This is a genomic window from Curtobacterium sp. PhB170 (assembly GCF_003752345.1).
Taxonomy (GTDB): Bacteria; Actinomycetota; Actinomycetes; order Actinomycetales; family Microbacteriaceae; genus Curtobacterium.
In genome coordinates, this window is sequence record NZ_RJUM01000013.1 from 81,056 (window position 1) to 105,567 (window position 24,512).

A 24,512-nucleotide genomic window follows, 5' to 3' on the forward strand; every position below is an offset into this window, starting at 1 on the left:
GTCAGAGCGGGTCTTCGTCGGGGTCGAACAGGCCGGTCTCACCGGGGTTCATGGCGGCGAGTTCGATCTCGAGCTCGCCGATGGTCGCGTCCTCGTAGATGTCTGGGCTCACCTTCGGAGCGACCCAGGGGCGGACTGGTCCGCCTGTTACGAGGTTGGTGATGGTCGAGGTGATGACCTTGTCCTGAGCGCGTCGGGCCGCAGCGGCGCGCTCGGTCGAGTGCGGTAGCGCCTCGTAGAGCTCAATGCCTCGGATCCGGCACTCGATGAGTTCGCCGGCAGCACCAATCGCCCAGATCCGGTCCCGGACGTCCGGGTCGAAATGGAACCGGATCTCGCCCTCGGACAGGCCCTGCGTGATCGTCTGCACAGTCCGAAGCGGATTCAGATCGTCGTTCCAGTAGTCATGGTTGGCGAATCGGATACCGGCATCCGACAGAATCCGGGTGTCGGACGGCAGACTGCGAACGAACTCGTCGGGAGTCAACGGGAGCGCCGTCTCGACGATCGAGGAAGCGATGTCCTCCGCCTGCTCCATGACCTCGTAGGGCGAGAACTTGCGCCCCGGCTGCAGTGGGTGAAGCCCCTTGCTTGGCGTCGCGTTGTAGGTGCCGTAGATCCAGTCGAACAGGAGGTGCAGGAGCAGATCCCACGGGAGGAGGTCGTGCTTACGGCGCCCCTTGTTGACAGCGCTGTCCCCTGCGTACCCAGCGTGGGTTGCCGCGAAGCTTCTGTTCATCTCCCCGTTGAACCGCTCGACATGGGGCTTTGTCGTCGGCTGACCGGGTGAGGCGAACACGATGCTGATGCCGCGAGCGCGGGAGGCGTTGTAGACGGTGTTGCTCTGGAAGTCAGATCCGTTGTCCATCGTCATCTGAGACGGGTACACGAACGGCTTGTGCAGGATGAGGCGTTCGAATTCGTCTGGTGGAAGCAGCCCTGCGTCGGGGTGGTCCTGCATCAGTCGCCTGCGGGCTTCGAGGAGCCCGTGCCGGCTTTCCGGCATCGTGACCATCTGCGCAATGAGCGCCACTTGATCGGTACCACGCGTGCCGAAGGCGCCAACGGTGAACGCGAGAACACCGCTGGAGCAGACGTCGATTGCCGTGGAGACGGTGAGGAATCCCGCCCTACCGGAAGGCAGGATGCACTCGACGTCGAGGCGGGTCGCATCCAGTTCGACGAGTTCCCCAGGCCGGGTTGGCACGCGGGTGAGCATGGGACGAGTCGGGCGACGTGCTTCTGATCGGCGAGCTTTGGCGCTGGCCTTGAGGTTGGTGCGGCCTCGCATGAAGTTGAGGTACTTGTACCAAGTTGCCGGCGCCAACTTGGGGGCGAGCTGGTGGTGAAGCTCGACGTACTTCGCCTTCGTCTGTTCAATGAGTTGAGCCAGCGGAACGGTCGGTTCCTCCGGGTAGTCGACAAGAACCGCGGCAAAGGCCTTGCTGAGTGCAGGCGTGAGCTTGGCGTAGGCGTGACCGCGCCGAAACCACCGCCTGTCGACGAGCCCGGTCTCCGGATCTTCCTCGAACTGGCGCTTCCAACGCCAGATAGTTCGCTCGCAGACGTGTAGTTCGGCTGCCTTCCGCGTGACGCGGTCAGCAAGATTCGTTGCGGGGTCGTACGCGGGGTTTCGCTTCGCTTTTCCGGGAAACACTCCGGTGAGGAGCTCGACGATGTGGCGCGTGCGCTCCGACACCTGGATCTTCTCCAGGTCCGTCATCACGTCGAGCTTGTCCGGTCGCGAAACGATTCGAGCGGCAAGGTTCACGGCGCGAAGCCGAAGCTCAGCGAGCGAGATGGTGATGACGTGCTTGAGCTTCAGGTGCAGAAGCTTCACCAGCGAGGATGAGCGCTGAAGGACGCGGTAGAAGCCGTCGTCGAGTTCGATGTCGTCCTCGATGTTGAATGTCGGCCTCATGCGGCAGCCATCCACACGGGCGATGCGTCGCCAACAGCGACGGTGAGGTCCATATCGAGCACGCGCCGCCAGACGAGGTTGTACATCCAGGTTCGACCGACCTTGTCCGACCCCGGGGACAGAGCACGCGCCGCCTCGATGACGATCAGCGGCTCTCCTGGACGCGCGATCTCTTCAAGCCGCTCGACCGCATCGAACGGTGGGGCGAGCCGTGGCAGTTTGAACTGTTCCAGCCACTCCATGTTCTGCTCGTGCTGAACAGGCAGATCGACGTGTACCTCGTAGCCCCAACCCACGGCTTCGCACATCGCTGCAGTGGACGCTAGCTGCAGAGCGACCTTTGGCTTCGTCAGGTCGGTCTCAAGCTTGACGTCGATGACGATCTGCTGACCGGAGCCGTTCAGTCCAATGAAGTCGAGTACGTGCCAGTGCTTGTCAGGAAACACGACCGTTGCAGGCTGTGCGCCGATGGCGATGATGTCGCCACGATGGTCGAGGTTGCGGAGCACTTTGGACTCGTTGAGGCTCTCGTGCCAGACGTGGTCGCCGTTGCCGGAGAACCAGTAGAAGCCGGAGAGGCTGCGCTTGCTCGTGTAGCGGCGAGGGGTGCGAACGCGGCGTGAGCTGTACAGCTCACGTTCGAGCGCTTCGGGGTCCGCTACGGCGGCATGCCAACGCTCGCCGATCATCCACGCAATATGCGGTCGTCCGCTCGTGAAGGCGGCGTCAAACACGCGCTGTGGTGGGCGTCCGGTGCGCGCTTTGTCGACGCCAGTGGGACGCATCCCTGCGTAGTTGAAGGGTTGTGGGCTCATCTTCCGATCCAGTCAGCGGGCACGACGAAACGGACCGCGAGGGGGAGCGGACCGAACGAGTGTGCGGGCGGAGGACGGCCGCCATCGGTGCGGCCGTCGGGGAGAGAGTCAGCGGCCGGGCACGGTGACTCAGGTCCGCGTTCCGGCGCGTCAAACACGATAAGTCGAACGACAGGCACGCAGTTCCTCGTTTCGGCGCGAGGTGCTCCGCCGGGCCTGCCCGACGCTCTTCTCAGCGCTCGCTCGTCCTCGGTGATGCCTGCAGGCCCCCTGTGTAAGGGGCATATCGATTTGGTTGCGCACGCAGTTACTGAATCGTGATGTCCCGTTCTGGGGGCATTGATGATGACGACCGCTTGGACGATCTCGGCGTGTCGCGACCCGAGCGAGCGCTGCGCCGGCACATCCGCGCATAAGCATCCCGGAGCCGAGATGCGGCTCCGGGAGGAGTCGTCGAGTGACGCACAGTCAGCCGTTCGTAAAAGTTCAAGCGCTGCAGAGCGAGTACGAGGAGTTACACACTCGCGCGTGGAGTGACCTCTCCGTCGATCAGCGGCGTGGTCTTGACTACTACCTCGCAGACATCGGCGGTCCAGCGCCAAGTCTCACGATCGCGGGGTGGACGCAGTTCGTGCACGGACTCGATTCGTTCGTGCAGAAGGAAGGCCGGATGCCGGTTCCGTCTTCGAGGTCCCCGCGGCCGCGAGACATCGAGCAGAGACTAATCGACCGGTTGAATTACCAGCGGCGGGCAGCCATCCGGGCCACCCATTGCAGCTATCAGATCCGACGTCTCGAGGGCATTCCGGGGTTCGTGTGGCGGCCGCAGCACGACCGGTGGATGGCGCAGTTCGCGGCGTATCAAGAGTTCTGGGAGGAGAACGGACGACCTCCGCAGCGACGTTCGTTCGATCGATCGGAAGCGTCTCTGGGTCGATGGGCTGCGGAGCAGCGCGCGGCCTATCGCTCGGGTGAATTGCGCCCGTATCGTCTACGCCTGTTGCGCGGCGCGACGGTCCGCATACTTTGACCGGTCATTTCCCAATACTTCTCCTGAGCGGGGAGGACAGCGAATTGACGCGCCGTCTCATGCCGTTGCGCCGCGGAGAGCCGACGATCTTGGGCAGGCATCCGCCAAGCCGTCCCGGAGCGCAGTCCCCTAGAGAGGAGTTCAACCAGCCATAGACGCGCGCCGTATCTGGTGCCGATACCAAAGTAGGGATCAGGAGCGGCCGGCTCCCAGGGGCGGTCGACAGTCCAGTCTTCAAGGTCGTCTACCAACCACCACATTTGCTGGCTTTCAAGCAATTGCGAAATCTCCTCCGCCCAAGGGACCTGTCGGAGCAGTGCGCTTGTCAACACTGCGCGTTGCTCCACGAGGTCGACTACCCCGTTCGTTCGTTCCGCTGCCTTAGTCGGATCGATCGCGGCGACTTGTATTGCAACGGACCGTTCCACACTCGCAGCTAGGTGAGTCATCAAGACTCGTTCGCTGATCCCTATTGTTGGCGCCAAGCTCCAGGTTGGTTCCATCGCGTCCTGCGCCATTTCGAGAGATTCGATGCGATCCGGCACGTGCTGGTATTGGGCCAGCAATTGTGGCGCTGCAGTCATCACCACTGCTGTCGGAGCGAACGATCCAATCTGCGGATGAGACAGCAAGTACGTCGCGCTGCCTCGGCGATGTGCGAAGAGGGCCGGCGCAGTCTGGAACAGCCACTGTTCGAGGCGCATCTCCGTCTGACGGAGGTCGCCACGCGTGAACCGCATCCCGCCGATGACGACGTCGCCCTCCTCGCGCATGATCCGACGATACCGCTGCACGGCAAGGCCTCCACGCAGGCACCGGTTTTCCTCGTTTCGGACGCAACCGTGCGAGATCTCCGTCGCACCGCGCCAGGGGCCCCTAGCGTCGGCAGCACGCACGACTGATCGCGAGCTGTGCTCGTGCCCTGTTCGATCTTCGCTTGGACGAGCGCCGAGTGACGGAGTGCAGTTCCGACACCCGGTGCGCGGGGATCACGCCTCGAAACAGTGCCTAGAGCGCGGAACCCGCGCAGACCGGGACCGAACTGATAAGGAGCCACCGACATGACGTTCACGCACAAACACGAATCGCAACCCGGGTACGAGCCACGCCTGAGGCGCATCCCGCTGTCGAGCATGCGCGATCAAAGTCCCCCAAACGTGCAAGAGCTCTACGCCGACGTGCAGGATGGGCAAGCCCTCATCCCGGGCTTGAGGATGGGCATTGGCGCGCTCACCGTGCAGCGATGGGACTCGTCCTACGCCGCGGCCGGGTGGACGTTGTACGGCGCGGACCTCACCCTCGACATGGGGCACCCGTTTGGGTCCATATTCTACCGCAACGATGCCGACGGCCGTGTGCTGCGCGTCGGCGTGAAGTGGCACCCTCCGGCTCAGCAGCTCGAGTTCCCGGCGTTGCATCCGTCGAAGCCAGAGCTCACCTCGGACTGCAGTGACGAGGAAGTCGACGTAGTGGTGCTGGATGCACGGAGCCGTATCGGGGTTCTTGTCGCAGCCAACGCCCAGATCGGCTCCTTCGTGGCGACGGAAGAGTCTGAGGACGCGATTCTCGAAGCGTCCGGTCTTGGCCTGGAACGGCTGGCGGAGGACGACCCGCGGCTGGCCCGCGATGCCTAACCGTCGAGCGCCACGGTTCGAGCCGGCGCCGTTGCGGCTGCTGTCGTTGTCGGCGCGGTTCGACGCCGTCGTGTCGTCGGTTTTGATGGGGATGAGCCTCGCGAACATCACGGAGTCGGCGGTCCTGCAGCGGCACGTCGAAGTTCGCGTCGAGGATGACCCTGACGTGTGGGTGTCTTCCTCGCTGAGCGGAACGGTTCTTGGGGACGTCAAGGGTCCGCTGATGAGGCCAGCGTCCGAAGTGATGCGCCTACTGAAAGAACTTCCTGCGGTCGGCCGAACCGATGGCGAATCGGGGCGTAACGATGCATGAGCGGCAGTGGGTTCAGGACATCCGACACGAGCAGACGATTCTGTCGTTGCCGTTCGGGCTCGGGTGGACGATCGACATCACTCACACACTGACCGCATTGGCCGCCGCCGGCATGCCGGCAAAGGTGGAGGCGTTTGACCGGCTCCGGTTCGAGGACGGCCGGACCGGGTTCCTATCGACACCGGACCCGACGACCACCATCACCGACGGCGTACCGGACAGTCGCGACGCGGATCTGATCGTCTTGCCCGGCGGATCAGAAGGAGGTGTGTTGTCCCTGGCTCGGCGTTACCCGGACCTGGTGGTGGTGAATGGGAAACGGCAACGCGTGTGGGCGGACGGTCGGCAGGTGTCCGGGTCATCGATGCAGCGGGATGCGACGCCGGGTTGGCGGAACGTGTTCGCCATCGCCCGCACCATCACCGTCGACGGCGGCAGCACCGACGACGTCGCAGACCGCACCGGACTCCGGGTCGAGCAGGTTCGCGCAGCGCTCGAGGCGCTCGGCGAGCACGTGGTCCGCACGCCCCTGGGTTGGGAAGCCCAAAACCTGACCGATCTCATCGACTGGGTCCTTGCGGCGTATCCGGGTGCGGGCGGGATCCGCACCTGCTGGAGGCGAGATGCGACGTTCGACGAGCAGGCGGATGAGCTCATCGGACTGGGCGGGGTGATGTCGGACCGGTGGGCGGCGCACCTGTCGTGGGCTGAGGTGCCGCCGAACCGGTTGACGGCGTTCTTCGCCACTCACCCCGACATGGGAGCGCTCGGGTACGAGCCCGCCGGCGTGGACGAAGCGACGGTGAAGGTCCTCGTCCCGCAGGACACGACGATCTTGTCGCCGCCGAACCTTGGCTGCTGCACGGATGAGTTCATCACCGCGTCCGTCATCTGGCAGGACGGCTACACGGACACGCACACGGATGCGGTGAACGGGCTGCGGTCGCTGCTGCACTTCCGCGCCGACACCGCTTATGACCTCCGCTGGATGCACGTCCGATGACCGACGAAGCGAACGAGAGCCGTTCCGTGGTGTTGCGGTTGGTGTCTCTGACGTTGGCGTTTGACGACGTCCGGTTTTTCGGTGCCGCCATCTTCTCGGACGCGAACGATCCCGATGGGCTGTGGGCGACCGTTCTGGTCGATCACGCAGGCGAGGAGCCATGGTTTCGCCTTACCACCACCGACCCGTCCGGGAGCGACGTGTCGGATGCGGCGATGGCGGAAACGGACCGTCTGATGCGGTTCATCCTGACCCACCATCCGGAACGCATCGGCCGGACCCGACCCACCTCACCGGCGAGCTGACCCGCACCCCGATCCGGCCCGCTCACTTACGACTTCTTGGAGGTACTGCTGATGATGCGTCTGGTTTCCCTGCACCTCTCGAACGACCGGATCCTGTGGGGGCATGTCCTCCTCGAGGACACCGAGCATCCGGAAGCGTCGATGGCGCGGATCATGATCGAACACATTGAGAAGGAGCCCGGTTACGAGCTCGTTGACCGGAACCGGCGTCGTCTCACCGACCTGACCGTCCCCGCGGCACGGGAAGCGAACCGCATCGTCCAAACCCTCCTGATCCCGGGGTCCGAGGTCGCGAAGCGGGAGAAAGCGGTCCGGGAAGTCATCCACTCCGGCTACCTCGAAGGGTTCCCGGACGACATGCCCTGGCAGGTCCAGTTGTGGCTGTACGCCCGCGGTGAGGTCAGCATCGACCAGCTCCAGGCCTACACCGACAAAGGCCAACAAATCGCACGCACACCCGGCGTTGCTCCTACTGATGGTGCTGACGTGCCCGAGCAATGGTGGCAGGCCACGCAGGCACGCATCCGCCGGCACCTGCTCGACACGACTCTCACCGAAGCGGAAGCCGCCACCGCCCTGCAGATCAGCGTCGACGACGTCGGGGAACTGTTCGGGTCGAACCGGCTGACCAGCTTCGACCTCAACGGTGAAGAACGCATCCCCAACTGGCAACTCGTCCAACCCGCCCTGCCCGATTTCGGCGACCCATCCAGCCTGCTGCCTGGCCTCGACGTCCTCTTCGCGGCAGCGCCGCAGCGGCTCCTCGACGCGGCAGCGATGACCGAGTTCATGACCACAGCCCGGCAGTTCCTCAGCGTCGACGACGTACCCCTGACACCGCTGGACTGGATGCGGCAAGGGCGGCCCCTCGCGACCGTCATCGCCCTGTTCCGAGGACGGCGGTGGCGGTGGTGACCACCCGACCAGAGCTGTTCCTCCTCACCGTCGCGTTCGACATGGCCGGCACGCACGGACACATGTACTTCCGTGACCCACCGGACTCCGAGCTCCGGCAGGTCGTCGTCAGTAGCACCGACAGCGACGGCGGCTACCGCTGCGAACCAGCACACGGCGACACCCGCGACGGCTGGGAGCCGTTCCTCACCGAAGCCCGCTGGCTCATCGCCCTCATCCGCCCCGACACCCCCGAGGAGCGCCGCTGATGGGACCCGCACTGCAATGGGTCGCCGACGCCTACGCCGGCCGCCCGCAAATCACGCTCCCGTATGGGCTCGGGGAGACGGCGGACCTCACCGACGCCCTCGCCGTCCTCAAACTCGCCGGCCTGCACGCGGTCGTCGAGTCGCACGACACGATCCGCCTCGCCGACGGCCGCCGCGCCCGCCTCCCGACATCGACCCGGAACCCGCGCGGCGAACCAGACACACCGGCAGAATTGCTCCTGCTCGCTCCTCGCACGGTGATGCAGATGCAGATCGCGCTCGCGGAACAGACCGAGACGGTCCTGCTCGTCGACGTCGACCGCCGACGCGTCTGGATCGACGGGAAACAGGTGCTCGGCGTCCACGACCGGTGGAAGGACGCCGCACCGATCTACATCACCTTCGCCGTCGCACGGATGCTCGCCGTCAACGGCGCAACCTTCGACGGGCTCGTCGAGCGTGGAGGATTCACGCCCGGGCAGGTGGACGACGCGCTCGCGCGGCTCGGGAAACGCGTGCACCGCACCAGCATCGGATGGGAATCCCGCGAAGTCGGCGGGCTCGTGGACTTTTGCATCGCGTGCTATCCGGGTCCAGGCGGAATTCGGTCTCGATGGCGGTCCGACCTGCCGCTTGCAGAGCAGGCGGACCGACTCATCAGCGCTGGCTGTCTGATCTCCGGGCGAGGGATCTCGAGTCGCCCCGGTTACCCGGCAATCACCGTCGGGAAGACGACGCCGTACCGGCTCGTCGCCTTCACCGCGAAACTAATCGACATGACGAGCCTCGGATTCGAACCCGAAAACGTGGACCTTACCGGGACCGAACTCATCCTCCCGGCCGACCCAAGCATCTTCGCCACCGCGACCGCCGCCGGATACCGAGACCGCACCGACGACATCATCACCGCCAACACACTCCTCCGCGCCGACACCCGCACCGACGACGACACGGCCGCGCTCGAGGAGGTTCGGAACCGGCTCTGGTTCCTCGCCGACACCGGGTACGACCTCCGATGGAACCTTCCTAGCTGACGACACTCACGCTCACCCCGGAGCTCTATGCCTCACCGAACTCCTCCAAACCCACGCCGCAAGCTTCGTCTCGCCACGACCCGCTTCCACCCAGACCGCGTCGTGCGTCATGCTTCTCGCGACCGCGTCATCCCGGCGAATGAGCCTGTCCGGCAGCTGGAACCAGGCATACACCGGCATCGGCTGCTCAAGCTCCCGCACGTCCGCGCCTCGCGCCTCTTCCTGAGGCGAGAACGGCTGCGGCGGCACCCAACCATTCGAACGACGACGACCCACGGGACGGATCGTACGAGCGAGGACTGACGCTGGCGGTCCGCCCGTATGGCGCACCCGCACTGATATTCGGTTCGGACCACCTATGTGCGACGGAGCATCTCTGCGCCTCGCAGGGCGGTGCTTCCGAATGCTCCGAGACATCGAAGCGAGGGCCGGCAGGAACGTCATCACTACTCACGGCGGGGCGCTCGGCTGACCGGGCGAGCTGCGGGCGCCGCGGGTACGGCTTCTAGCCCTCCACGATGCGCCCACGGCGTCGACTGCTCAGGTCAATTCTCATCGGGATGAACCGCCCGGCGAGGGCGAGGCCTTCCGGTCGAGTGGACCCTGTCGCTTCGCTAGGCAGGGTGACCGGGCTGCGGTAGCCGAGTGGTTGACCTCGCAGAACCCGGTCGGGGGTGCGATCGACGACGAGAGCGGGTCGCGGCGCAATCCCGTCGGGCGGAGCGCCGTTGTGATGCTTGACCGCTGCCACGTGGAAGAGGGCAGCGTAGACGTTCGCCATCATCCAGGTCTCGGCGAGGACCGTCGGGACGTCGATTCGCAACGTGACGGCTTCGACACCTGGCTGTGGCTGCTTGCCTTTGGTGCGTGGCCGGGTGAGGTAAGTGACCAGCGGCCGGTCGAAAATCGGCGTAGACCGGCCTTCGCCGAAGGCGCTGAGCGGTACGGTCCCGTCCGCGTTGGGCTGAGTGGAGATGAGTTGAATCCGAACGTCGTCTCGTGTTGTGACCGCGAGACCGTGCTTGAGCTTGTTGTATGCGGCGTTGACGGGTAGTTCGTCGTCGAGAAGAAGGTGAGTTGCGTGGTTGATCCAGGCCAGCGCCGTTGTGCAACTGGATGCGAGGTCTTCGGTGATCACCGTCCCGGCGGGGTATAGAAATTTGAGGAGGAGCTGCTCGTCCTCATCAAACGCCTGTTTGGTCGCTGTAGCAACGGCGTGAATCCCGGTGGGGCTATCGGCGATCGCTAACCAGGTGCACGGGGCATCGTCTCCTCGTGGTCGAGCAGCGGTGAGAGCGTAGAGGAATCGCTCCAGCGCTTCCGCGCACTGGTGGCGGAGCACGACAGCGTCGATGGCGCGGTGCACGTCCTCGCGCTGCTTCACAGCGGTGGGGAGGGTGTCGACGCCCGCCAGCCCAAGGGCCTCAAAGAACTTGGGATGGGTGTCCCTCGTCGGGGCAGTCAACTCCGAGCCGAGGAGGAGATGAATCCTGGCGGTAAAGTGCTCAAGCGGATTTGCGAGGAAGAACTCATCATCGAGCAACTTCGCTTGCTCCGGCGTGAGCGCAACGCCTTCCGGTCGTATCCCGAGATACATCCGTCTAGTCTACATCGGATCGAAAGCGACCGGGCGATTTTCCGCTCGCACTATAGAGCGAACTTGACGACATCGGATCGGTGGGTCATGGCTACACCAAATCTGTAACGGCAGCGTCAATGACGACCCTTGTGTGAGGAGTTCGAGGCAGGAGGGTGACCGGTCGCTAGCTCGCGTCGCACCGACGTGATCGCAAGCGGCTCCGATTCTCGTTCGACGATAGTGCTGCTGCGGCTTTGCAACTCGCACCACGGAGGATCATCAAGAATGTGCTCAGATCGGCTACGTTCAGATCAGGTCCAGACGGAGGGAACGGGCATGGCTGCGCCACGACTGCGGTTCCTCCTCGACACGAACGCGGTGATCACTCTCGAGCCCTTCAACGGAAGCGAGGAGGCGAACCGGTCCACGCTCGCGCAGTTTCTTCGCCTCGCTCGCGAACACGCGCATCATGTTGTCGTTCATCCGGCGAACTTCGACGACCTCCGGGAAACCGTCAACCCCGAGCACCGCGCAGCGAACCTGCGTGCGCTTGAGAAGTACGAACGGATCGGCGAACCTCCTCTCCCCGACGAGCTCATTGAGGCGGCAGGGAACCCGCAGCCCGGCTCGAACGACCTCCGAGACGTCCGGCTCCTCGCTGCGGTGACCGCCGGGGCGGCGACGCACTTTGTGACCAATGACGGCCGCCTGATACGACGGGCTACCCGGCTCGGCTTCGAGGAGCAGGTCCTCCGGCCGGCGGAGGCGCTCGCGCTGCTCCGGACGCTGCATCCAGACGATCCGCCGGCGCCGCCGCAGGTGCGGATGGTGATGGCAGCCGAGCTGAGACTCGATGAGCCGATTTTCGACTCGCTTCGTCGCGATTACCCGGGGTTCGACAGTTGGATTAGGAACAAGGTAGCTCCGGATCCATCTCGTCGAGTGTGGATCGTCGAAGACGCATCCGGGGGCTACCGAGCTATCGCGATCGTCAAACGAGACGATGACCACCCGCTGCAGGCCGGACGGCAACTCACGAAAATCTCCACGTTCAAAGTCGACGACCGTGCAGAGGGAGAGAAGCTCGGGGAGCTCCTCCTCAAGACGGTGCTCCAGTGGGCACATGTTCAGCGCGTCGACGCGCTCTTCGTGACGGTCATCAATGACGACGCCAAGCAGGTGCTGATGCGTTTCCTTGACACATTTGGCTTCGTCAACGTGGGGCGGCTGCCTGGCACCGACGATGAGTGGGTCCTCGAAAAGAACCTCACGCCGGGCGCCGACGCACGAACGGACCCGCTGGCATACCACGTCCGGTACGGCCCTCCAGCCGTCGCGAGTGCGAGTGACGTGTTCGTCATTCCCATCCGGCCGACCTGGTACGAGGGGCTGTTCCCCGACAGCCCGAGCCTAGATGGCACCCTCACCCTTCCAGGGTTCTCCGACGTCGAGATACGACCGTTCGGCAACGCGCTCAGGAAGGCATACCTCAGCAACTCCACCCGGAAGTCCCTCCCTGCTGGTTCGGTCATCTTGTTCTACCGATCGGCAGGGGCCCGAGGCGGCCACGGAGCGGTCCGAGCGATCGGCGTTGTGGAGCAAACCCTTCGAAGCAGCGACCCGTCAGTCGTGCTCTCCTTTGTCGGACGGCGCACCGTGTACACGGCTGAGGAAGTCAGCCGCATGTGTCAGAGTGGCGTCATCGCGGTTCTGTTCCGTCAGGACCGGTTCCTGGACGAGGCGTGGTCACTCGACGAACTCGTGGCGATGGGCGTCCTGAACGGTCCGCCACAGACGATCACACAGGCTGCGAGCAAAGAAGGGCGAGCGTGGGTACTCCAGCAATTGAGCGGGTAGCGGTTATGGCGATTCACCCGGAATATGCCGACGCAATTCTTCGGGGGACAAAACAAGTCGAATTCCGCAAGCGCAAGCTTGCTGATGACGTCGAAACGATCGTCATTTACGCCACCGCGCCTGTCCAGAAGATCGTCGGCGAATTCCGCATCAGGGAAACCGTCGTCGATGCTCCTGAGAGGATCTGGGCTCGATACGGAGCCGTAGGCGTCATCGACCGGCACAGCTTCGGGGAGTACTACGCCTCCACGGTGAACGCGGTCGCGTTCGTCGTGGACAAGGCCATTCGGTACGTTCAGCCGCGTCCGCTGTCCGAACTGGCTCGCTCGATTCCGCAGAGCTTCTACTATGTGCACCGCGAAAGCCCCACGCAGGTGGCACACGGCGCGGCGATGGCGATCGCCTAGAACCCCGGCGAAGACGTTCGCTTCGACCGGTGTGTGCAAGATCTTCAGCCCACTGCACGCGTTCGGCGCTGAGCTCTGAGCGGATCAACGACTTGACGTACTTAAGCAGCCGCTTGTCACCAGTCCGGCCAAGTGCCAATGTCAGTGCAGTAACGACATGCACTCGTCGAGCGTGTCCAAGTTCGTCCCGAGCTGGCTGGGGAACGAAAGCACTGACGCGAACGGCGCCAGATCGTCAAGCAACACGCATCTCGGTGTTCGTGGTCACAGTCCCGTTCGCTGAAGTCGAATCCTGCGCCTGACGCAGGAGCGCGCTGCCGCCCGAAGGCGGCCGAGAGCGGAGGCGTACCGGGACTCTGCTTGGTCCGCCAGCCCAGAGTCGTCGCGCGAGTCGTCATCGTGGCCTGGCGCGCCGCTGACCGAGTCGGGTCGCGCTGATCGGTTTGTGAGCAGCTTCGCTCTGTGTCGTGCTTCTGATTTCGCTTCGTGTCGGGTAAGCCGGTCGCTACGGCTGCAGGAGCTCTCGCTCGATGCGTTCTGCGACGGCGTCCCGCATCGGCCGCACGTCTTCTGGTGACCAGGAGGTGGGGTCGGGGAACGACCACTCGAGGACCGTGCCGCGCGGGTCGGCGGGGAGTTCGAGGTCGGGCTTCATGAGCACGACGATGTCCGCCTGTTCGAGCAGGTCGGGCGTCACTCCCCGGGGGACGCGTCCGGTGATGTCGAGGCCGAGCTCGCCGACGGCCGCGGCGATCGAGGGGTTCACCTCGTCGGCCGGGGTGATGCCGGCGGAGGTGGCCGTGTACCGGTCGGGGGCCGCGATTTCGAGGAGGGCGGCGCCGAGTTGGGAGCGTCCGGCGTTGTGCTTGCAGATGAACAGGACGGTCGGCTTCGTGGTCACGGGTGCGAGTCCGGTCAGTTGGTGCAGCACGAGGTGCTGTCTGCGGTCGGCTCGGGCGTAGCGCAGCAGGCCGCATCCTCAGCGGCAGGAGTGGCGGTAGCGGGTGGGGTGGTGCAGCAGGAGGTCCCGCCGATGTCGGTGGAGCAGACGCCGGTCTCGGGGAGGACGAGCTGGACGTCGCGGGCGGCCTGGTGGTCGCCGGCCAGCTCAGCGGCGATGGAGCGGACCTGCTCGTAGCCGGTGAGGAGCAGGAAGGTGGGGGCGCGGCCGTAGGACTTCATGCCGGCGATGAAGAAGTTCGGCTCCGGATGCGCCAGCTCCGCGACACCGTGCGGGGGCACGGAGCCGCAGGAGTGCAGGTTCGGGTCGATGAGCGGTGCGAGCGCTCGGGGTGCTTCGACGATGTCGTCGAGGCCGAGGCGGATCTCGCGGAGCATGTCGAGGTCGGGCCGGAACCCGGTGGCGTTCACGATCACGTCGACGGTCATCGCGAAGACTTCCCCGGCACGGCGGCCCGTGACGGTGACCTGGCCACCAGTGGGCTGGACGTCGTCAATCCCGTACGACGCGATCTGCTGCACCTGTCCCGACTCGACCAGCCCGTGGACGGTGGACCCGAGCTGCCCGCGGGCGGCGAGCCCGTCAGCGGCGTCCGCGCCGAGCCGTGCAGTGCCCGGGTTACGGATAGCCCAGAGCACTTCGGTGCCGGGTGCTTCTTTCGCGAGGGCGGCGAGCTTGATGAGGGTGTTGGCGGCGGAGTGGCCGGCACCGACGACGAGGACTCGCTTCTCGGCGAACCGGGCACGATCCGCTCCGAGGACGTCCGGCAGGGCGGACGTGATCCGGGTTCCCAGCATGCCGGTGGGTTCGAGCCCTGCCGCGGTGAGGGGGTTCGGGGTCGTGTACCTGCCGGAGGCGTCGATGACGGCGCGCGCGGTGACGGTGTTGGTGGTGTCACCGGTGCGCAGGCGAAGCAGGAACGGGGTGTCGGCGCGGCCGGTGGAGCGGGTGCGGTCCATGCCCTGCCGGGAGACCGCGTCGATCCAGGTGCCGTACCGGATCACCGACGCGAGTTGGGGTGTGGCGGCGAGGGGTTCGAGGTACTGCGCGACGAGGTCATGCCCGGTCGGCAGCGATGACGGCCGCGGCTCGGTCCATCCGGTGGGTTCGAGCAGGCGGCGGGCGGCGGGGTCGATGACGTATTGCCACGGGGAGAACAGGCGGGTGTGTCCCCAGGCGCGGACAGCCGTGCCCACGCTGGGGCCGGCTTCGTACACCACGACGTCGAGACCCTGCTCGAGGAGGTGCGCTGCGGCGGCGAGGCCGACGGGGCCGGCGCCGATGACCGCAACGGGGAGTCCGGTGAGGCGGTCCGCGTCGGTGCGGGGTGGGACGGTGAGGGTGAGCGTCATGGTCTGCGGCTTCCTGGTCGTTACGCGGTTGCTTCGGTGGGCAGCAGCTCGGCGAGGAGCGTCTGGACGCGGTGCTTGATGTCGTCGCGGATGGGGCGGACGTCCTCGATGCCGCGGCCGGCGGGGTCGGTGAGGTCCCAGTCCTCGTACCGCTTGCCGGGGAAGATCGGGCACGCGTCACCGCAACCCATGGTGATGACGGCGTCGGATTCGCGGACGGCGTCGGTGGTGAGGATCTTTGGCTGGTTGCCGGCGATGTCGATGCCGTCTTCGGCCATGGCCTGGATCGCGATCGGGTTGATCTGGTCCTTCGGCTCGGAGCCGGCGGAGAGGACCTCGACGCGGTCGCCGCCGAGGGCCTGCGCGTAGCCGGCGGCCATCTGGGAGCGTCCGGCGTTGTGGACGCAGACGAACAGGATCGTGGGCTTGTCACTCATGGGTGTGTCTCTTTTCGGGTTCAGTGGATGAGGGTGAGCCAGCCGGCGAGGGCGGCGAGGGTGATGGCGAGGACGGGGATGGTGAGGACGATGCCGGTGCGGAAGTACTGCCCCCACCCGATGTGAATGCCCTTCTTCTCCAGCACGTGCAACCACAGCAGGGTCGCGAGGGAGCCGATGGGGGTGATCTTCGGGCCGAGGTCGGAGCCGATGACGTTGGCGTAGACCATCACCTCGTGTGTCAGCCCGGTCGCTCCGGCTCCGCCGATGGCGAGGGCGGCGATGAGGACGGTGGGCATGTTGTTCATCAGGGACGCGAGGATCGCGATGGTGAACCCGACGCCGAGCGCGGTGACGAGGACCCCGTGGTCACCGAACACGTCGAACAGCGTCGCGAGGTGGTCGGTGAGGCCCTGGTTCTGGATGCCGTAGACGACGAGGTACATGCCGATGGAGAACAGCACGATCTGCCACGGCGCCTCCCGGATCGTCTTCCACACCGGAATCACCCGCCCCAACGGCGCCCCTGCACCGCCACCGGCGTCACGGACGGTGGCGGTGCCGCCGGTGGTGACCAGGACCGGTGCGGCCTGGGCGCGGGCGAAGAGGAACGCGGGCTGCCGGGCCGCCACGGCGACGATCACGACCGCCCCGACGCCAGCGACGGCCGCGAGGGGCACACCGAGCGGGTCGGCGGCGAAGTAGCCGACGAGCAGCAGCGCGAGGACGACCCAGCCTGCACGGAACGTCGCCCGATCCTTCACAGCCGCGGCGGGGCTGGTGAGGGCGAGGACGTCGTACCGCTTCGGGATGCTCCTACCGAAGTAGAGCAGCAGCATGCCGAGGGAGGCCAAGACGGAGACGATGCCGACGGGGATCATGACGGCGGCGTACTCGGCGAAGCCGAGGTGGAAGTAGTCAGCGGAGACGATGTTGACCAGATTCGACACCACCAGCGGCAGGCTGCCGGTGTCCGCGATGAACCCCGTGGCGAGGATGAACCCGAGCGCCGCCTTCTGCGGCATGTTCAGTGCCCGGAGCATCCCGACGACGATCGGGGTGAGGATCAACGCGGCACCGTCATTGGCGAACACCGCCGCGATGACCGCGCCGAGGCCGACGATCAGGACGAACAACAGCCAGCCGTTGCCGCGACCCCAGCGGGCGACGTGGAGCGCTGCCCACTCGAAGAACCCGGCCTCGTCGAGGATCAACGAGATCAACACCACCGCGACGAACGTCAACGTCGCGTTCCACACGATCCCGACAACGGTCGGAATGTCGGAGAGGCCGACGACGGTGGTGGCGAGGGCGATGACGGCGCCGATGAGCGCGGTGTACCCGATCGGGAAGCCCTTGGGCTGCCAGATCACCACCACGAGCGTCGCGACGAAGATCGCCGCCGCGACCACAGCCAACACCATCAGGCGGTCACCCCGGCCTGATTCACTGCAGCCTGGTTCGCCGCGGCGGCGGCGCGTTCCCAGCCCTGCGCGGCCACCTGCACAGCGTCCCACGGGGACCCGAGCGGCGGCGTGTAGGAGAGGTCGAGGTCGATGACGTCGTCCACGGTGAGTTCCGCGTGGAGGGCGGTGGCGAACGTGTCGATGCGCTTGCTGATCTCCGCAGTGCGCTGCCCGACGATCTGCGCGCCGAGGAGCCGACCGGTGGCCTGGTCGCCGGTGACGCTGATCGTCAGCGGGACGGCGCCCGGGTAGTACCGCTTGTGGTCATCCGCCACCGTCACCCGCGTCAGCGGAGACACGTCCAGTGGGCCGGTCTCGTGCTGGCGGAGGCCGGTGCGGGCGGCGACGAGGTCGAACACCTTCACCACCTGCGTCCCCACGGAACCTGCGAAGACCTTGCTGCCGCCGAGCATGTTCTCCCCGGCGACGCGGCCCTGCTTGTGCGCCGTCGTCCCGAGCGGCAACCAGGTGGTGCCGAGGAGGCGATGGTGCGTCACGACACAGTCACCGGCAGCCCACACGTGCGGCACCCCGGTGCGCATGGACTCGTCGACGACGATCGCGCCGGCGTGGCCCAGCCGGGCGCCGGCGGCGACGGCGAGGTCCGTGACCGGGCGGACACCGACGCAGACCACGACGAGCGCGAACGTGCCCTCCGCGTCACCGGAGGTCGAGCTGGTGGCGACGCGCCACTGCCCACCGCCTGCCGGGGTAATCCCAGTGACGGTGGAACCCGTCAGGACGGTTGCGCCGTGGCGGCGGACTTCCGCGGTGACGAGGGAACCGAGTTCCGGGTCGAGGGTGGAGAGCACTTCCGGGCCGCGCTGGATCAGTGTCGTGTCGAACCCACGGGCGACGAGCCCTTCGGTCATCTCCAGGCCGATGTAGCCGGCGCCGACGACCGCGACCGGGCTCCCTGCCGGCAGCAGCTCGAGGGCAGCGACGACCTGTTCCGCATCGGTCATGGAGTGCAGTAGGTGGATGCCCGGTTCACCGAACGGGACCCCAGCCGGGCGCACCGGCTCGGCGCCGGTGCCGACCAGCAGCTCGTCGTAGGAGATCTCCTCCTCGCCGCCGGGGCAGGTAACCATGAGGCGACGACGGTCGACGTCGACGGCGGAAGCCCACGTGGAGGAGCGGACGGTCATGCCGGCGGCTTCGAGGTCCGCGCGGGTGCGGTGCGCGAGGGACCCTTCCGTGGCGACGTCGCCGGACACCCAGTACGGGATGCCGCAGATGGAGAAGTTCGGGAACTCGTCCGCGAGCACCACCGTCACATCCGTCGACGGGTCGAGTTCACGGGCGCGGAGCGCCGCGGCGATACCGGCGTCGCTGCCACCGACGGCGAGGAGGTGAGTCATCAGGCTGGTCCTTCACGGATCGAGCGGGAGCCGGAACCCGGCGCCTACATCGAAGCACGTCGATATCGATGAACGCAAATATAGACGCGTGTCGAAGTCCGTGGGAAGATGAGCCCATGACGATCGAGCTGCTTCCCATCCAGGACGTCACCGCGTGCTGCTCGCCCGTCACCACCGAGGCCATGGACCAGGCATCCGCCGAGGTCCTCGCGAAGTCACTCAAAGCGATCGCCGACCCGGCACGGCTCCGGCTGATCTCGATGGTCGCCGCGCACGACGGTGCGGAGGCGTGCGTGTGCGACCTGCAGGAACCGCTCGGGCTGTCCCAGCCGACCGTGTCGCATCACCTCAAGGTGCTCGTCGACGCCGGGATCCTGCGCCGCGAGAAGCGTGGCACGTGGGCGTACTTCTCCCTCGTTCCCGGCGCCCTCGACACCCTCGCCGGCCTCATCACCGCACCGACGAAGTAGCGCGCTCGACCTTTCGGACGGGCTTGGTGCGGCCGTTGGACTTGGATCAAGCCCCGCTGGCACCGGTGCTGACCTCATCGGGTTCGAGCCCCGTAATCCTCTGAACGCAAGCAGAAGGCCACCCTGGTGCGAAGGTGGCCTTCTGTTTTGAGGCGAATGCTTAGACGCGGGCGAGGAGTGCGGTGCAGGCTTCTTCGCAGCGGCGGCATGCGTCGGCGCAGATCTTGCAGTGCTCGTGCATGTCGGCGTGCTGTGCGCATTCGTCTCCGCACGCCTTGCAGGCGGCCAGGCACGCCTCGAGGATCGTGCGGGTGAGGTTGGCGTCGTAGCCGGTGTGGCGGGAGAGGACGTTGCCGGTTGTTGCGCAGATGTCGGCGCAGTCGAGGTTGGTGCGGATGCACTTGGTGAGCTCGGCGACCATGTCTTCGGCGAGGCACGCGTCGGCGCAGGCGGTACAGGTTTGCGCGCATTCGAAGCACGCGTCGATGCAGGCGGCGAGAGCTGTCTGGTCGATGCCGCCGAGGTCCTTCGGGTAGGTGCGGAGCATGTCGGTGGTGGTGCTCATGGGTCATCCTTTCCGTCGGTACTGCTGTTTCGCCGGCGTCGGTTGACGTCGAACGTGTGGGGGCCATGGTGGCCGGTTTGGGCTTAGCTGACGCCTCGGGTGGCGAGGAAGGCCATCGGGTCGGTGGCGACGCCGTTGTTGCGGATCTCGAAGTGCAGGTGGCATCCGGTGGAGACGCCGGCGTTGCCGACGCCGGCGATGTTGGTGCCAGCGGCGACGGTTTGCCCCGTGCGGACGTAGATGCCGGTGGCGTAGACGTGGGCGTAGGCGCTGGTGATGCCGCCGCCGTGGTCGATGATGATGATGTTGCCGTAGCCGCCGTAGGGTCCGGCGTAGGTGACGGTGCCGGCGGCGGTGGCGTAGAGCGGAGTGCCGCAGGGGGCGCTGAAGTCGGCTCCGGCGTGGAGGCGGTAGTCGCCGTAGACGGGGTGGATGCGGTACCCGTACGCCTGGTAGAAGCTGTACGAGGTGATCGGTCGGGTCCACCCGGACGCTGTACCGCTGCCACTGGGACGCGTGCTGCCCGCAGCGGGGGCGGCCGGTGCGGGCGCTGACGCGGCAGGGCGCGACGCAGCTGCGGCTGCGGCGGCTGCCTGTTGGCGGGCACGGGCCTCCGCGGCGGCTTTCGCTGCGGCCGCGGCGGCCGCAGCGCGGGCGCGGACGCCTGCTTCATAGCCCTGCTCGATGCTGAGCCGATCATCGCGCAGCGTCGCCAGCTGGGCACGCATCGTGCTGACGTTCTCCCGCTCGCTCGCCTCCGCCGCTGCCGCGGCGTCGCTGGCGGCGACGGCGTCATCGAGGGCGTCTTGCGCGGCGTCCGCGAGCTTCGTGCGGGCGGTCTTCGCGACGCGGGCTTGGGCGGCGAGGGCGCCGGCGGTTTTCGCCGCGGTGCTCGCGCGGGCGTAGAGGCCATCGACCTGCTCGCCGATTTTGCTCGACATGCTCAACCCCTGCAGGAACGCATCTGGGTCGTCCTGTCCGAGGATCGCGCCGGCACCGAGGCCGCTGCCGCCTGGTCGGGTGAGGGCCGCGGCAACTTGCCCGACGGTGCTGCCGAGCTCTTCGGATTCCGTCGTCGCGGCAGTCGTGCTCGCGGCGAGTTTCGCGTGCGCTGCGGTGGCTTGATCGAGGTCATCCTGCGCCGCCTGGTAGGTCCGCCCGGCGGCGTCAGCCCGGTCGGCGGCGGCTTGGGTCTTCTTCTGCAGCTGGTCGATCAGCCCGTTCAGGGTGCTGATCTGCGCTTGTTTGCTCTGCTCGCTACCGCGGGCGGCTTCCACTTGGTCCCAGGTGGGAAAGCTCGCTGCTCGAGCTGGTGTGGGCGTGGTGAGCGGGACGATGAACCCGGCCGCGACGGCGAGGACGAGCCCCACCGTGCGGAGGCGGTGCTGCCGGCGCTGTTCGGGTGTGGTGGGCGGCGCGCTCACAAGGTGCGTCCGGCGTTGGTGGTGAGCCAGGCGATGGGATCGATCGGGGTGGTGCCGCCGAGCATGACCTGCAGGTGCAGGTGCGCTCCGGTGCTGGCGCCGGTGTTGCCGACGAGGCCGACGAGCTGCCCGACGGCGACGCTCTGCCCGGCGCGCAGCGGTGAGGAGCCGAAGATCATGTGCGCGTAGAGGGTGGAGATCGTCTGCCCGTCGATCTGGTGGTCGATGATGACGTACTGGCCGTACTCCGGGTGGGTGCCCGAGATCCGGACGGTGCCGGCGGCGACGGCGCCGATGGGGGTGCCGGCGCCGGGGGTGATGTCGGCGCCCTGGTGGATCGACGAGCACGCCGCGCACGGGGCCAGGCGGGGGCCGAACGGGGAGCTGACTCGGATACTGCCGGCGATAGGCCAGCGGATATCGCCGGCGCCGGTGTTCACGATCGTCCCGGTCGGCGCGACCGCAGCCGTGCTGCCCGCCGATGCCGTGGCGCTGTTCGTGGTGGTTTTGGTGATCACCGGCTTCACGGCGGGCTTGGTGACGGTGTAGCCGTCCCGGTTGACCGTCACGGTCAGCCCGGTCGCGGTGAAGCTCTGCCCGGCAGCGGCGGGGGTGCCGCCGGGCACGGTGACGGCGGGGCCGGTGGATGCTTGCGCGGGAAGCGCTGCGGCGGTGAACAGCGCCATCGCTGCCGCAGCTCCGGTCAGGGGGATTGCCGCCAGCGCCCGGGAACGGAGCGTCCGCGTCGGTGCCGGCGCGGTCACCGTCACGGCGGGCAGCGGCGGCCGACTCACGACAGTGCGGGTGCGGGGCGGCCGCGGGGCGGGAGGTGTGGCGCGTTCTGCGGCGAGGGCTTCGCGGCGCGTCAGCGGCGTGGCAGTGGGGGTGTGGGGGTGCTGCTGGGGCACAGGCAGGCTCCAAGAAAAACGGCGGACGGGGATGATCCCGTCAGAAGAAACAGGGCCGCTCGGCGGGGTGCTCGAGCGGGAGGGGGAAGGCCGGTCGCGCGCCGCGGCAGGGAAGGGGGACTCCGCCGCGACCCGCGGCCGGGGTCACATCGACGCGAGCATGTCCTTCATCTGGTTGATCTGCTCGGTCTGGCTCGACACGATCGACTTCGCCATCGCGACCGCGTCGGTGTTCTTGCCCTTGTCGACTTCGGTCCCCGCCATGTCGACGGCGCTGGTGTGGTGTTCGACCATCTGCTGCAGGAACAGCTTCCCGGCGTCCGCCGGGGAGGCGCTGTCGAGGGCGTCCATGTCGGAGTCGGACATCATTCCCGACATCGAGGAGTGGTCCATCCCCGACATGCTGGAGGCTTCGGTGGGCTCACCCCACTGCTTCAGCCAGCTGGTCAGGGACGTGATCTCCGGCCCCTGTTCCGCCTTGATCTGCTTGGCGAGGGTGACAACGTCAGCGTCCACGTCGGAGCCCTTGGCGAGGAGCATGTCGCTCATCTCAACGGCCTGCTTGTGGTGCGGCAGCATCTGCTGCGCGAACATGACGTCCTGGTCGTTGTGTGCCGACGCCGCCGACGAGGACGACGAGGAGGAGCTGTCCGAGGAGCCGGCGTTGTTGGTGGAGCAGCCGGCGAGGGTGAGGCCGATGGTGAGGGCGGCGGCGGCCGCGAGGGTGCGCGTGATGGTGGTGTTCATGGATCCGTTCCCGTGAATGCGTCAGGTGTTCCGGGCAGGCGAATACCTGCCCGTGTTCTGGGCATGCGGGAGCTTCCGAAGGGAGCGCTCCCGCCGGGGATGGATCAGATACGGATGATCTGCAGCGCCGTCAGTGATGGCGGCTTGGGTGCCGCGACGCGGCGTGCGACACGGTCCCCGAGGGCGAGGAGGCGTGCGAGGACGTAGAGGACCCCGCCGTTCCGGGTGCGCAGCAGCGCCCACGCGAACAGGGCGATCGTCAGCGCGCAGGCCATCCCCATCAGTGAACACATCAGCGCGCACAGGCCGCCGTCGCAGCCGGCGTCACTGAGTACGCTCACCACCGCGCCAGCTGGGGTGGCAGCGTGCGCATCGTGCCCGGCCGTCTCGCTGTGAGCGTGTTCGGCCGTCATGCTCGACGTGGCGGTCATGGCGTGATCGCCGGTGGTGGCGTGGCCGAGCATGCTGTGCATCAGGACCGTGAATCCGACCAGCAGCAGCAACGCCAGCACCGCCGTGGCCTGCAGCAGCAGGCGGCGGCGCGTGGTGTTCGCGGTGGTGAGCATGCGGATCCGTACTGATGGCTGGTCGGGGTGCGGGTTCTATGGTGCAGGACGAGCGCTGAGAGGACAACCGCCCCGTCTGGTGGGCGGGAAGCTGGTTAGGCGCGCACGAGGCGGGCGATCGCGTCGGAGGCTTCCTTGAGCTTCACGGCGGCCGCGTCGCCGCCTTCGGCGACGGCGTCGGTGACGCAGTGCGCGAGGTGGTCATCCAGCAGGCCGAGCGCGACGGATTGCAGCGCCTTCGTCATCGCGGACACCTGGGTGAGGATGTCGATGCAGTACTGCTCCTCATCGACCATCCGCTGCAGGCCGCGGGCTTGCCCCTCGATGCGGCGCAACCGTTTGAGGTAGTCGTCCTTCGCGGTGATGTACCCGTGGTGGTGCTCTGCAGCAGGTGCGGTGGTGTCGGTCATGGACGCTCCTCGGGGGTCACCGTTTACGGTAGCGGCGCTCATGCCGCCGTCGACCAATCGAACGGGGCCGGCGCGATCGGGGTGCCGACGCCGCGGGTGATGACGATGGCGATGTCCTGCTGGTCCTGCAGTTCCAGATCCGGCAGTGGCGTGGTGGTGCGGGTGCCGTTGACGAACACGGCGACGTGCCGGTCGTTCTTCCCGTCGACGTACCCGCCGACCTGCCCGTCGCGCAAGGTCACGTTCCACTCGGTGAAGAGCTGTCCGAGGGTGAACGGCTGCACCTTCGCGGATTCGACATGCACGATGCCGGAGGTGTCGTGGGTGTGCAGTGCGGACATGCCGCCCCGCTGCACGTCGACGCCGATGTTCGCCGGCACCGCCACCGGCTCCCCGTCCACCGATACGGACAGATGCTGATGGGTGTGCAGCGCCGCACCTTCCATCCCCGCCACCTCAAGTCCCGCAGCCTTCGCCCGCGCCGGCGCATCCGCGGGGGCCGGCCACGGCGGTGCCGCCGTCACCCCGGACGCCGTCGGCGCCGAGTCGTCGCCACGGGTGAGGGCGGTGACCGTGATCGTGGTGACCGCGGCGAGGACGACGACCACGGCGGCGCCCAGTAGCCACCACCGGCGTGTACGGCTGCGCTGCTGCTCCGCTCTGCGGTCAGCGGCTTTCTGCCGCGCCTGCTCGCGCCGATCAGTCTTTGTCGCCATCACGTCCTCTTTCCGGGTGCCGGTCGAGCGGATCGGGAACACATCCGCTCATCCGGCGTTACACTCCC

General features: G+C 66.8%; 27 protein-coding genes. 11 read left to right on the plus strand and 16 right to left on the minus strand.

Annotation, left to right across the window (positions count from 1 at the left end):
- Position 1: 1 nt before the first annotated feature.
- Together EDF40_RS15950 and EDF40_RS15955 are read right to left on the minus strand one after the other, a co-directional pair.
- Positions 2–1,921: a DDE-type integrase/transposase/recombinase gene (locus tag EDF40_RS15950; protein WP_148053879.1), complete on the minus strand. Its 1,920-nt coding sequence runs from the start codon at positions 1,919–1,921 to the stop codon at positions 2–4.
- Positions 1,918–2,736 carry a TnsA-like heteromeric transposase endonuclease subunit gene (locus EDF40_RS15955; RefSeq protein WP_123340848.1) on the minus strand — a complete coding sequence of 273 codons (819 nt, stop codon included), beginning with the start codon at positions 2,734–2,736 and terminating at the stop codon, positions 1,918–1,920. Before EDF40_RS15955 ends, EDF40_RS15950 begins: the two co-directional genes overlap by 4 nt.
- 841 nt (positions 2,737–3,577) lie before the next feature.
- Between EDF40_RS15955 and EDF40_RS19675 the strand changes: the two genes are divergently transcribed.
- Complete coding sequence (locus tag EDF40_RS19675; RefSeq protein WP_395862963.1) at positions 3,578–3,766, plus strand: Helicase associated domain protein; 189 nt, start codon at positions 3,578–3,580, stop codon at positions 3,764–3,766.
- Here the strand turns inward: EDF40_RS19675 and EDF40_RS18950 are convergent.
- A complete protein-coding gene (locus tag EDF40_RS18950; protein WP_148061626.1) occupies positions 3,697–4,539 on the minus strand; it encodes a hypothetical protein in 843 nt (280 codons plus the stop codon). The two genes, EDF40_RS19675 and EDF40_RS18950, sit on opposite strands and share 70 nt — an antisense overlap.
- A gap of 288 nt (positions 4,540–4,827) precedes the next feature.
- On the opposite strand from EDF40_RS18950, the gene EDF40_RS15965 reads away from it, so the two are divergent.
- The 7 genes from EDF40_RS15965 to EDF40_RS15995 all read left to right on the plus strand — a co-directional run bounded on the left by EDF40_RS15965 (position 4,828) and on the right by EDF40_RS15995 (position 9,218).
- Positions 4,828–5,400: a hypothetical protein gene (locus EDF40_RS15965; RefSeq protein ID WP_123340850.1), complete on the plus strand. Its 573-nt coding sequence runs from the start codon at positions 4,828–4,830 to the stop codon at positions 5,398–5,400.
- A 31-nt stretch (positions 5,401–5,431) separates the two neighbouring features.
- Positions 5,432–5,713 carry a hypothetical protein gene (locus EDF40_RS15970; protein WP_123340851.1) on the plus strand — a complete coding sequence of 94 codons (282 nt, stop codon included), beginning with the start codon at positions 5,432–5,434 and terminating at the stop codon, positions 5,711–5,713.
- Positions 5,685–6,716, plus strand: a complete 1,032-nt coding sequence (locus tag EDF40_RS15975) for a hypothetical protein (RefSeq protein WP_148053880.1) — start codon at positions 5,685–5,687, stop codon at positions 6,714–6,716. The genes EDF40_RS15970 and EDF40_RS15975 overlap by 29 nt, the downstream gene beginning before the upstream one ends.
- Positions 6,713–7,021, plus strand: coding sequence for a hypothetical protein (locus EDF40_RS15980; protein ID WP_123340853.1), 309 nt, complete (start codon positions 6,713–6,715; stop codon positions 7,019–7,021). Before EDF40_RS15975 ends, EDF40_RS15980 begins: the two co-directional genes overlap by 4 nt.
- A 51-nt stretch (positions 7,022–7,072) precedes the next feature.
- Positions 7,073–7,936: a hypothetical protein gene (locus EDF40_RS15985; protein ID WP_123340854.1), complete on the plus strand. Its 864-nt coding sequence runs from the start codon at positions 7,073–7,075 to the stop codon at positions 7,934–7,936.
- Positions 7,933–8,184, plus strand: coding sequence for a hypothetical protein (locus tag EDF40_RS15990; RefSeq protein WP_148053882.1), 252 nt, complete (start codon positions 7,933–7,935; stop codon positions 8,182–8,184). Before EDF40_RS15985 ends, EDF40_RS15990 begins: the two co-directional genes overlap by 4 nt.
- 266 nt (positions 8,185–8,450) lie before the next feature.
- Entirely contained in the window at positions 8,451–9,218 is a 768-nt protein-coding gene (locus EDF40_RS15995) for a hypothetical protein (protein WP_148053883.1), read from the plus strand.
- A 505-nt stretch (positions 9,219–9,723) separates the two neighbouring features.
- Here EDF40_RS15995 and EDF40_RS16005 read toward each other — a convergent pair.
- Positions 9,724–10,815, minus strand: coding sequence for a hypothetical protein (locus tag EDF40_RS16005; RefSeq protein ID WP_123340858.1), 1,092 nt, complete (start codon positions 10,813–10,815; stop codon positions 9,724–9,726).
- A 318-nt stretch (positions 10,816–11,133) separates the two neighbouring features.
- On the opposite strand from EDF40_RS16005, the gene EDF40_RS16015 reads away from it, so the two are divergent.
- Entirely contained in the window at positions 11,134–12,654 is a 1,521-nt protein-coding gene (locus EDF40_RS16015; RefSeq protein WP_148053884.1) for a GNAT family N-acetyltransferase, read from the plus strand.
- Complete coding sequence (locus EDF40_RS16020) at positions 12,627–13,061, plus strand: ASCH domain-containing protein (protein ID WP_221180496.1); 435 nt, start codon at positions 12,627–12,629, stop codon at positions 13,059–13,061. Before EDF40_RS16015 ends, EDF40_RS16020 begins: the two co-directional genes overlap by 28 nt.
- Positions 13,062–13,566: 505 nt before the next feature.
- Here EDF40_RS16020 and EDF40_RS16025 read toward each other — a convergent pair.
- Genes EDF40_RS16025 through EDF40_RS16045 form a run of 5 tightly spaced genes read right to left on the minus strand, consistent with a single transcriptional unit; the run spans position 13,567 to position 18,638 of the window.
- Positions 13,567–13,992, minus strand: coding sequence for a low molecular weight phosphatase family protein (locus tag EDF40_RS16025; protein WP_260213518.1), 426 nt, complete (start codon positions 13,990–13,992; stop codon positions 13,567–13,569).
- The gene (locus EDF40_RS16030; RefSeq protein WP_123340862.1) at positions 13,977–15,374 is read right to left on the minus strand and encodes an NAD(P)-binding domain-containing protein; all 1,398 of its coding nucleotides are present in this window, start codon (positions 15,372–15,374) and stop codon (positions 13,977–13,979) included. Before EDF40_RS16030 ends, EDF40_RS16025 begins: the two co-directional genes overlap by 16 nt.
- A gap of 20 nt (positions 15,375–15,394) precedes the next feature.
- Entirely contained in the window at positions 15,395–15,811 is a 417-nt protein-coding gene (locus EDF40_RS16035) for an arsenate reductase ArsC (RefSeq protein ID WP_123340863.1), read from the minus strand.
- Between the two features lie 20 nt (positions 15,812–15,831).
- Positions 15,832–17,235, minus strand: a complete 1,404-nt coding sequence (locus EDF40_RS16040) for an arsenic transporter (RefSeq protein WP_123340864.1) — start codon at positions 17,233–17,235, stop codon at positions 15,832–15,834.
- Positions 17,235–18,638 carry an FAD-dependent oxidoreductase gene (locus tag EDF40_RS16045; RefSeq protein WP_123340865.1) on the minus strand — a complete coding sequence of 468 codons (1,404 nt, stop codon included), beginning with the start codon at positions 18,636–18,638 and terminating at the stop codon, positions 17,235–17,237. The genes EDF40_RS16040 and EDF40_RS16045 overlap by 1 nt, the downstream gene beginning before the upstream one ends.
- 116 nt (positions 18,639–18,754) lie before the next feature.
- Here EDF40_RS16045 and EDF40_RS16050 point away from each other — a divergent pair, with 116 nt between their 5' ends.
- On the plus strand, positions 18,755–19,108 hold the full coding sequence (locus EDF40_RS16050) for a metalloregulator ArsR/SmtB family transcription factor (protein ID WP_123340866.1): 354 nt from the start codon (positions 18,755–18,757) through the stop codon (positions 19,106–19,108).
- 160 nt (positions 19,109–19,268) lie between these two features.
- Here the strand turns inward: EDF40_RS16050 and EDF40_RS16055 are convergent, their stop codons facing one another.
- The 7 genes from EDF40_RS16055 to EDF40_RS16085 all read right to left on the minus strand — a co-directional run bounded on the left by EDF40_RS16055 (position 19,269) and on the right by EDF40_RS16085 (position 24,486).
- Positions 19,269–19,673, minus strand: coding sequence for a four-helix bundle copper-binding protein (locus tag EDF40_RS16055; protein ID WP_123340867.1), 405 nt, complete (start codon positions 19,671–19,673; stop codon positions 19,269–19,271).
- An 83-nt stretch (positions 19,674–19,756) separates the two neighbouring features.
- Positions 19,757–21,097 (minus strand): peptidoglycan DD-metalloendopeptidase family protein, encoded by a 1,341-nt coding sequence (locus tag EDF40_RS16060; RefSeq protein ID WP_185003148.1) that lies wholly within the window; start codon positions 21,095–21,097, stop codon positions 19,757–19,759.
- Entirely contained in the window at positions 21,094–21,891 is a 798-nt protein-coding gene (locus EDF40_RS16065) for a M23 family metallopeptidase (protein WP_148053886.1), read from the minus strand. The genes EDF40_RS16060 and EDF40_RS16065 overlap by 4 nt, the downstream gene beginning before the upstream one ends.
- Positions 21,892–22,149: 258 nt before the next feature.
- Positions 22,150–22,752, minus strand: coding sequence for a DUF305 domain-containing protein (locus EDF40_RS16070; RefSeq protein WP_111058305.1), 603 nt, complete (start codon positions 22,750–22,752; stop codon positions 22,150–22,152).
- Positions 22,753–22,856: 104 nt separating this feature from the next.
- Entirely contained in the window at positions 22,857–23,318 is a 462-nt protein-coding gene (locus EDF40_RS16075; protein WP_056120640.1) for a hypothetical protein, read from the minus strand.
- A gap of 95 nt (positions 23,319–23,413) precedes the next feature.
- Complete coding sequence (locus EDF40_RS16080) at positions 23,414–23,728, minus strand: metal-sensitive transcriptional regulator (protein ID WP_056120637.1); 315 nt, start codon at positions 23,726–23,728, stop codon at positions 23,414–23,416.
- 38 nt (positions 23,729–23,766) lie between these two features.
- On the minus strand, positions 23,767–24,486 hold the full coding sequence (locus EDF40_RS16085; protein WP_148053887.1) for a hypothetical protein: 720 nt from the start codon (positions 24,484–24,486) through the stop codon (positions 23,767–23,769).
- Positions 24,487–24,512 lie beyond the last annotated feature (26 nt).

What these genes read in the sequence shown, in the direction of transcription:
- EDF40_RS15950 (WP_148053879.1), bottom strand. Translation starts at nt 1,921, where the DNA reads ATGAGGCCGACATTCAACATCGAGGACGACATCGAACTCGACGACGGC.
- EDF40_RS15955 (WP_123340848.1), bottom strand. Translation starts at nt 2,736, where the DNA reads ATGAGCCCACAACCCTTCAACTACGCAGGGATGCGTCCCACTGGCGTC.
- EDF40_RS19675 (WP_395862963.1), top strand. Translation starts at nt 3,578, where the DNA reads ATGGCGCAGTTCGCGGCGTATCAAGAGTTCTGGGAGGAGAACGGACGA.
- EDF40_RS18950 (WP_148061626.1), bottom strand. Translation starts at nt 4,539, where the DNA reads ATGCGCGAGGAGGGCGACGTCGTCATCGGCGGGATGCGGTTCACGCGT.
- EDF40_RS15965 (WP_123340850.1), top strand. Translation starts at nt 4,828, where the DNA reads ATGACGTTCACGCACAAACACGAATCGCAACCCGGGTACGAGCCACGC.
- EDF40_RS15975 (WP_148053880.1), top strand. Translation starts at nt 5,685, where the DNA reads ATGGCGAATCGGGGCGTAACGATGCATGAGCGGCAGTGGGTTCAGGAC.
- EDF40_RS15980 (WP_123340853.1), top strand. Translation starts at nt 6,713, where the DNA reads ATGACCGACGAAGCGAACGAGAGCCGTTCCGTGGTGTTGCGGTTGGTG.
- EDF40_RS15985 (WP_123340854.1), top strand. Translation starts at nt 7,073, where the DNA reads ATGATGCGTCTGGTTTCCCTGCACCTCTCGAACGACCGGATCCTGTGG.
- EDF40_RS15995 (WP_148053883.1), top strand. Translation starts at nt 8,451, where the DNA reads ATGCAGATCGCGCTCGCGGAACAGACCGAGACGGTCCTGCTCGTCGAC.
- EDF40_RS16005 (WP_123340858.1), bottom strand. Translation starts at nt 10,815, where the DNA reads ATGTATCTCGGGATACGACCGGAAGGCGTTGCGCTCACGCCGGAGCAA.
- EDF40_RS16015 (WP_148053884.1), top strand. Translation starts at nt 11,134, where the DNA reads ATGGCTGCGCCACGACTGCGGTTCCTCCTCGACACGAACGCGGTGATC.
- EDF40_RS16030 (WP_123340862.1), bottom strand. Translation starts at nt 15,374, where the DNA reads ATGACGCTCACCCTCACCGTCCCACCCCGCACCGACGCGGACCGCCTC.
- EDF40_RS16035 (WP_123340863.1), bottom strand. Translation starts at nt 15,811, where the DNA reads ATGAGTGACAAGCCCACGATCCTGTTCGTCTGCGTCCACAACGCCGGA.
- EDF40_RS16040 (WP_123340864.1), bottom strand. Translation starts at nt 17,235, where the DNA reads ATGGTGTTGGCTGTGGTCGCGGCGGCGATCTTCGTCGCGACGCTCGTG.
- EDF40_RS16045 (WP_123340865.1), bottom strand. Translation starts at nt 18,638, where the DNA reads ATGACTCACCTCCTCGCCGTCGGTGGCAGCGACGCCGGTATCGCCGCG.
- EDF40_RS16050 (WP_123340866.1), top strand. Translation starts at nt 18,755, where the DNA reads ATGACGATCGAGCTGCTTCCCATCCAGGACGTCACCGCGTGCTGCTCG.
- EDF40_RS16055 (WP_123340867.1), bottom strand. Translation starts at nt 19,673, where the DNA reads ATGAGCACCACCACCGACATGCTCCGCACCTACCCGAAGGACCTCGGC.
- EDF40_RS16070 (WP_111058305.1), bottom strand. Translation starts at nt 22,752, where the DNA reads ATGAACACCACCATCACGCGCACCCTCGCGGCCGCCGCCGCCCTCACC.
- EDF40_RS16075 (WP_056120640.1), bottom strand. Translation starts at nt 23,318, where the DNA reads ATGCTCACCACCGCGAACACCACGCGCCGCCGCCTGCTGCTGCAGGCC.
- EDF40_RS16080 (WP_056120637.1), bottom strand. Translation starts at nt 23,728, where the DNA reads ATGACCGACACCACCGCACCTGCTGCAGAGCACCACCACGGGTACATC.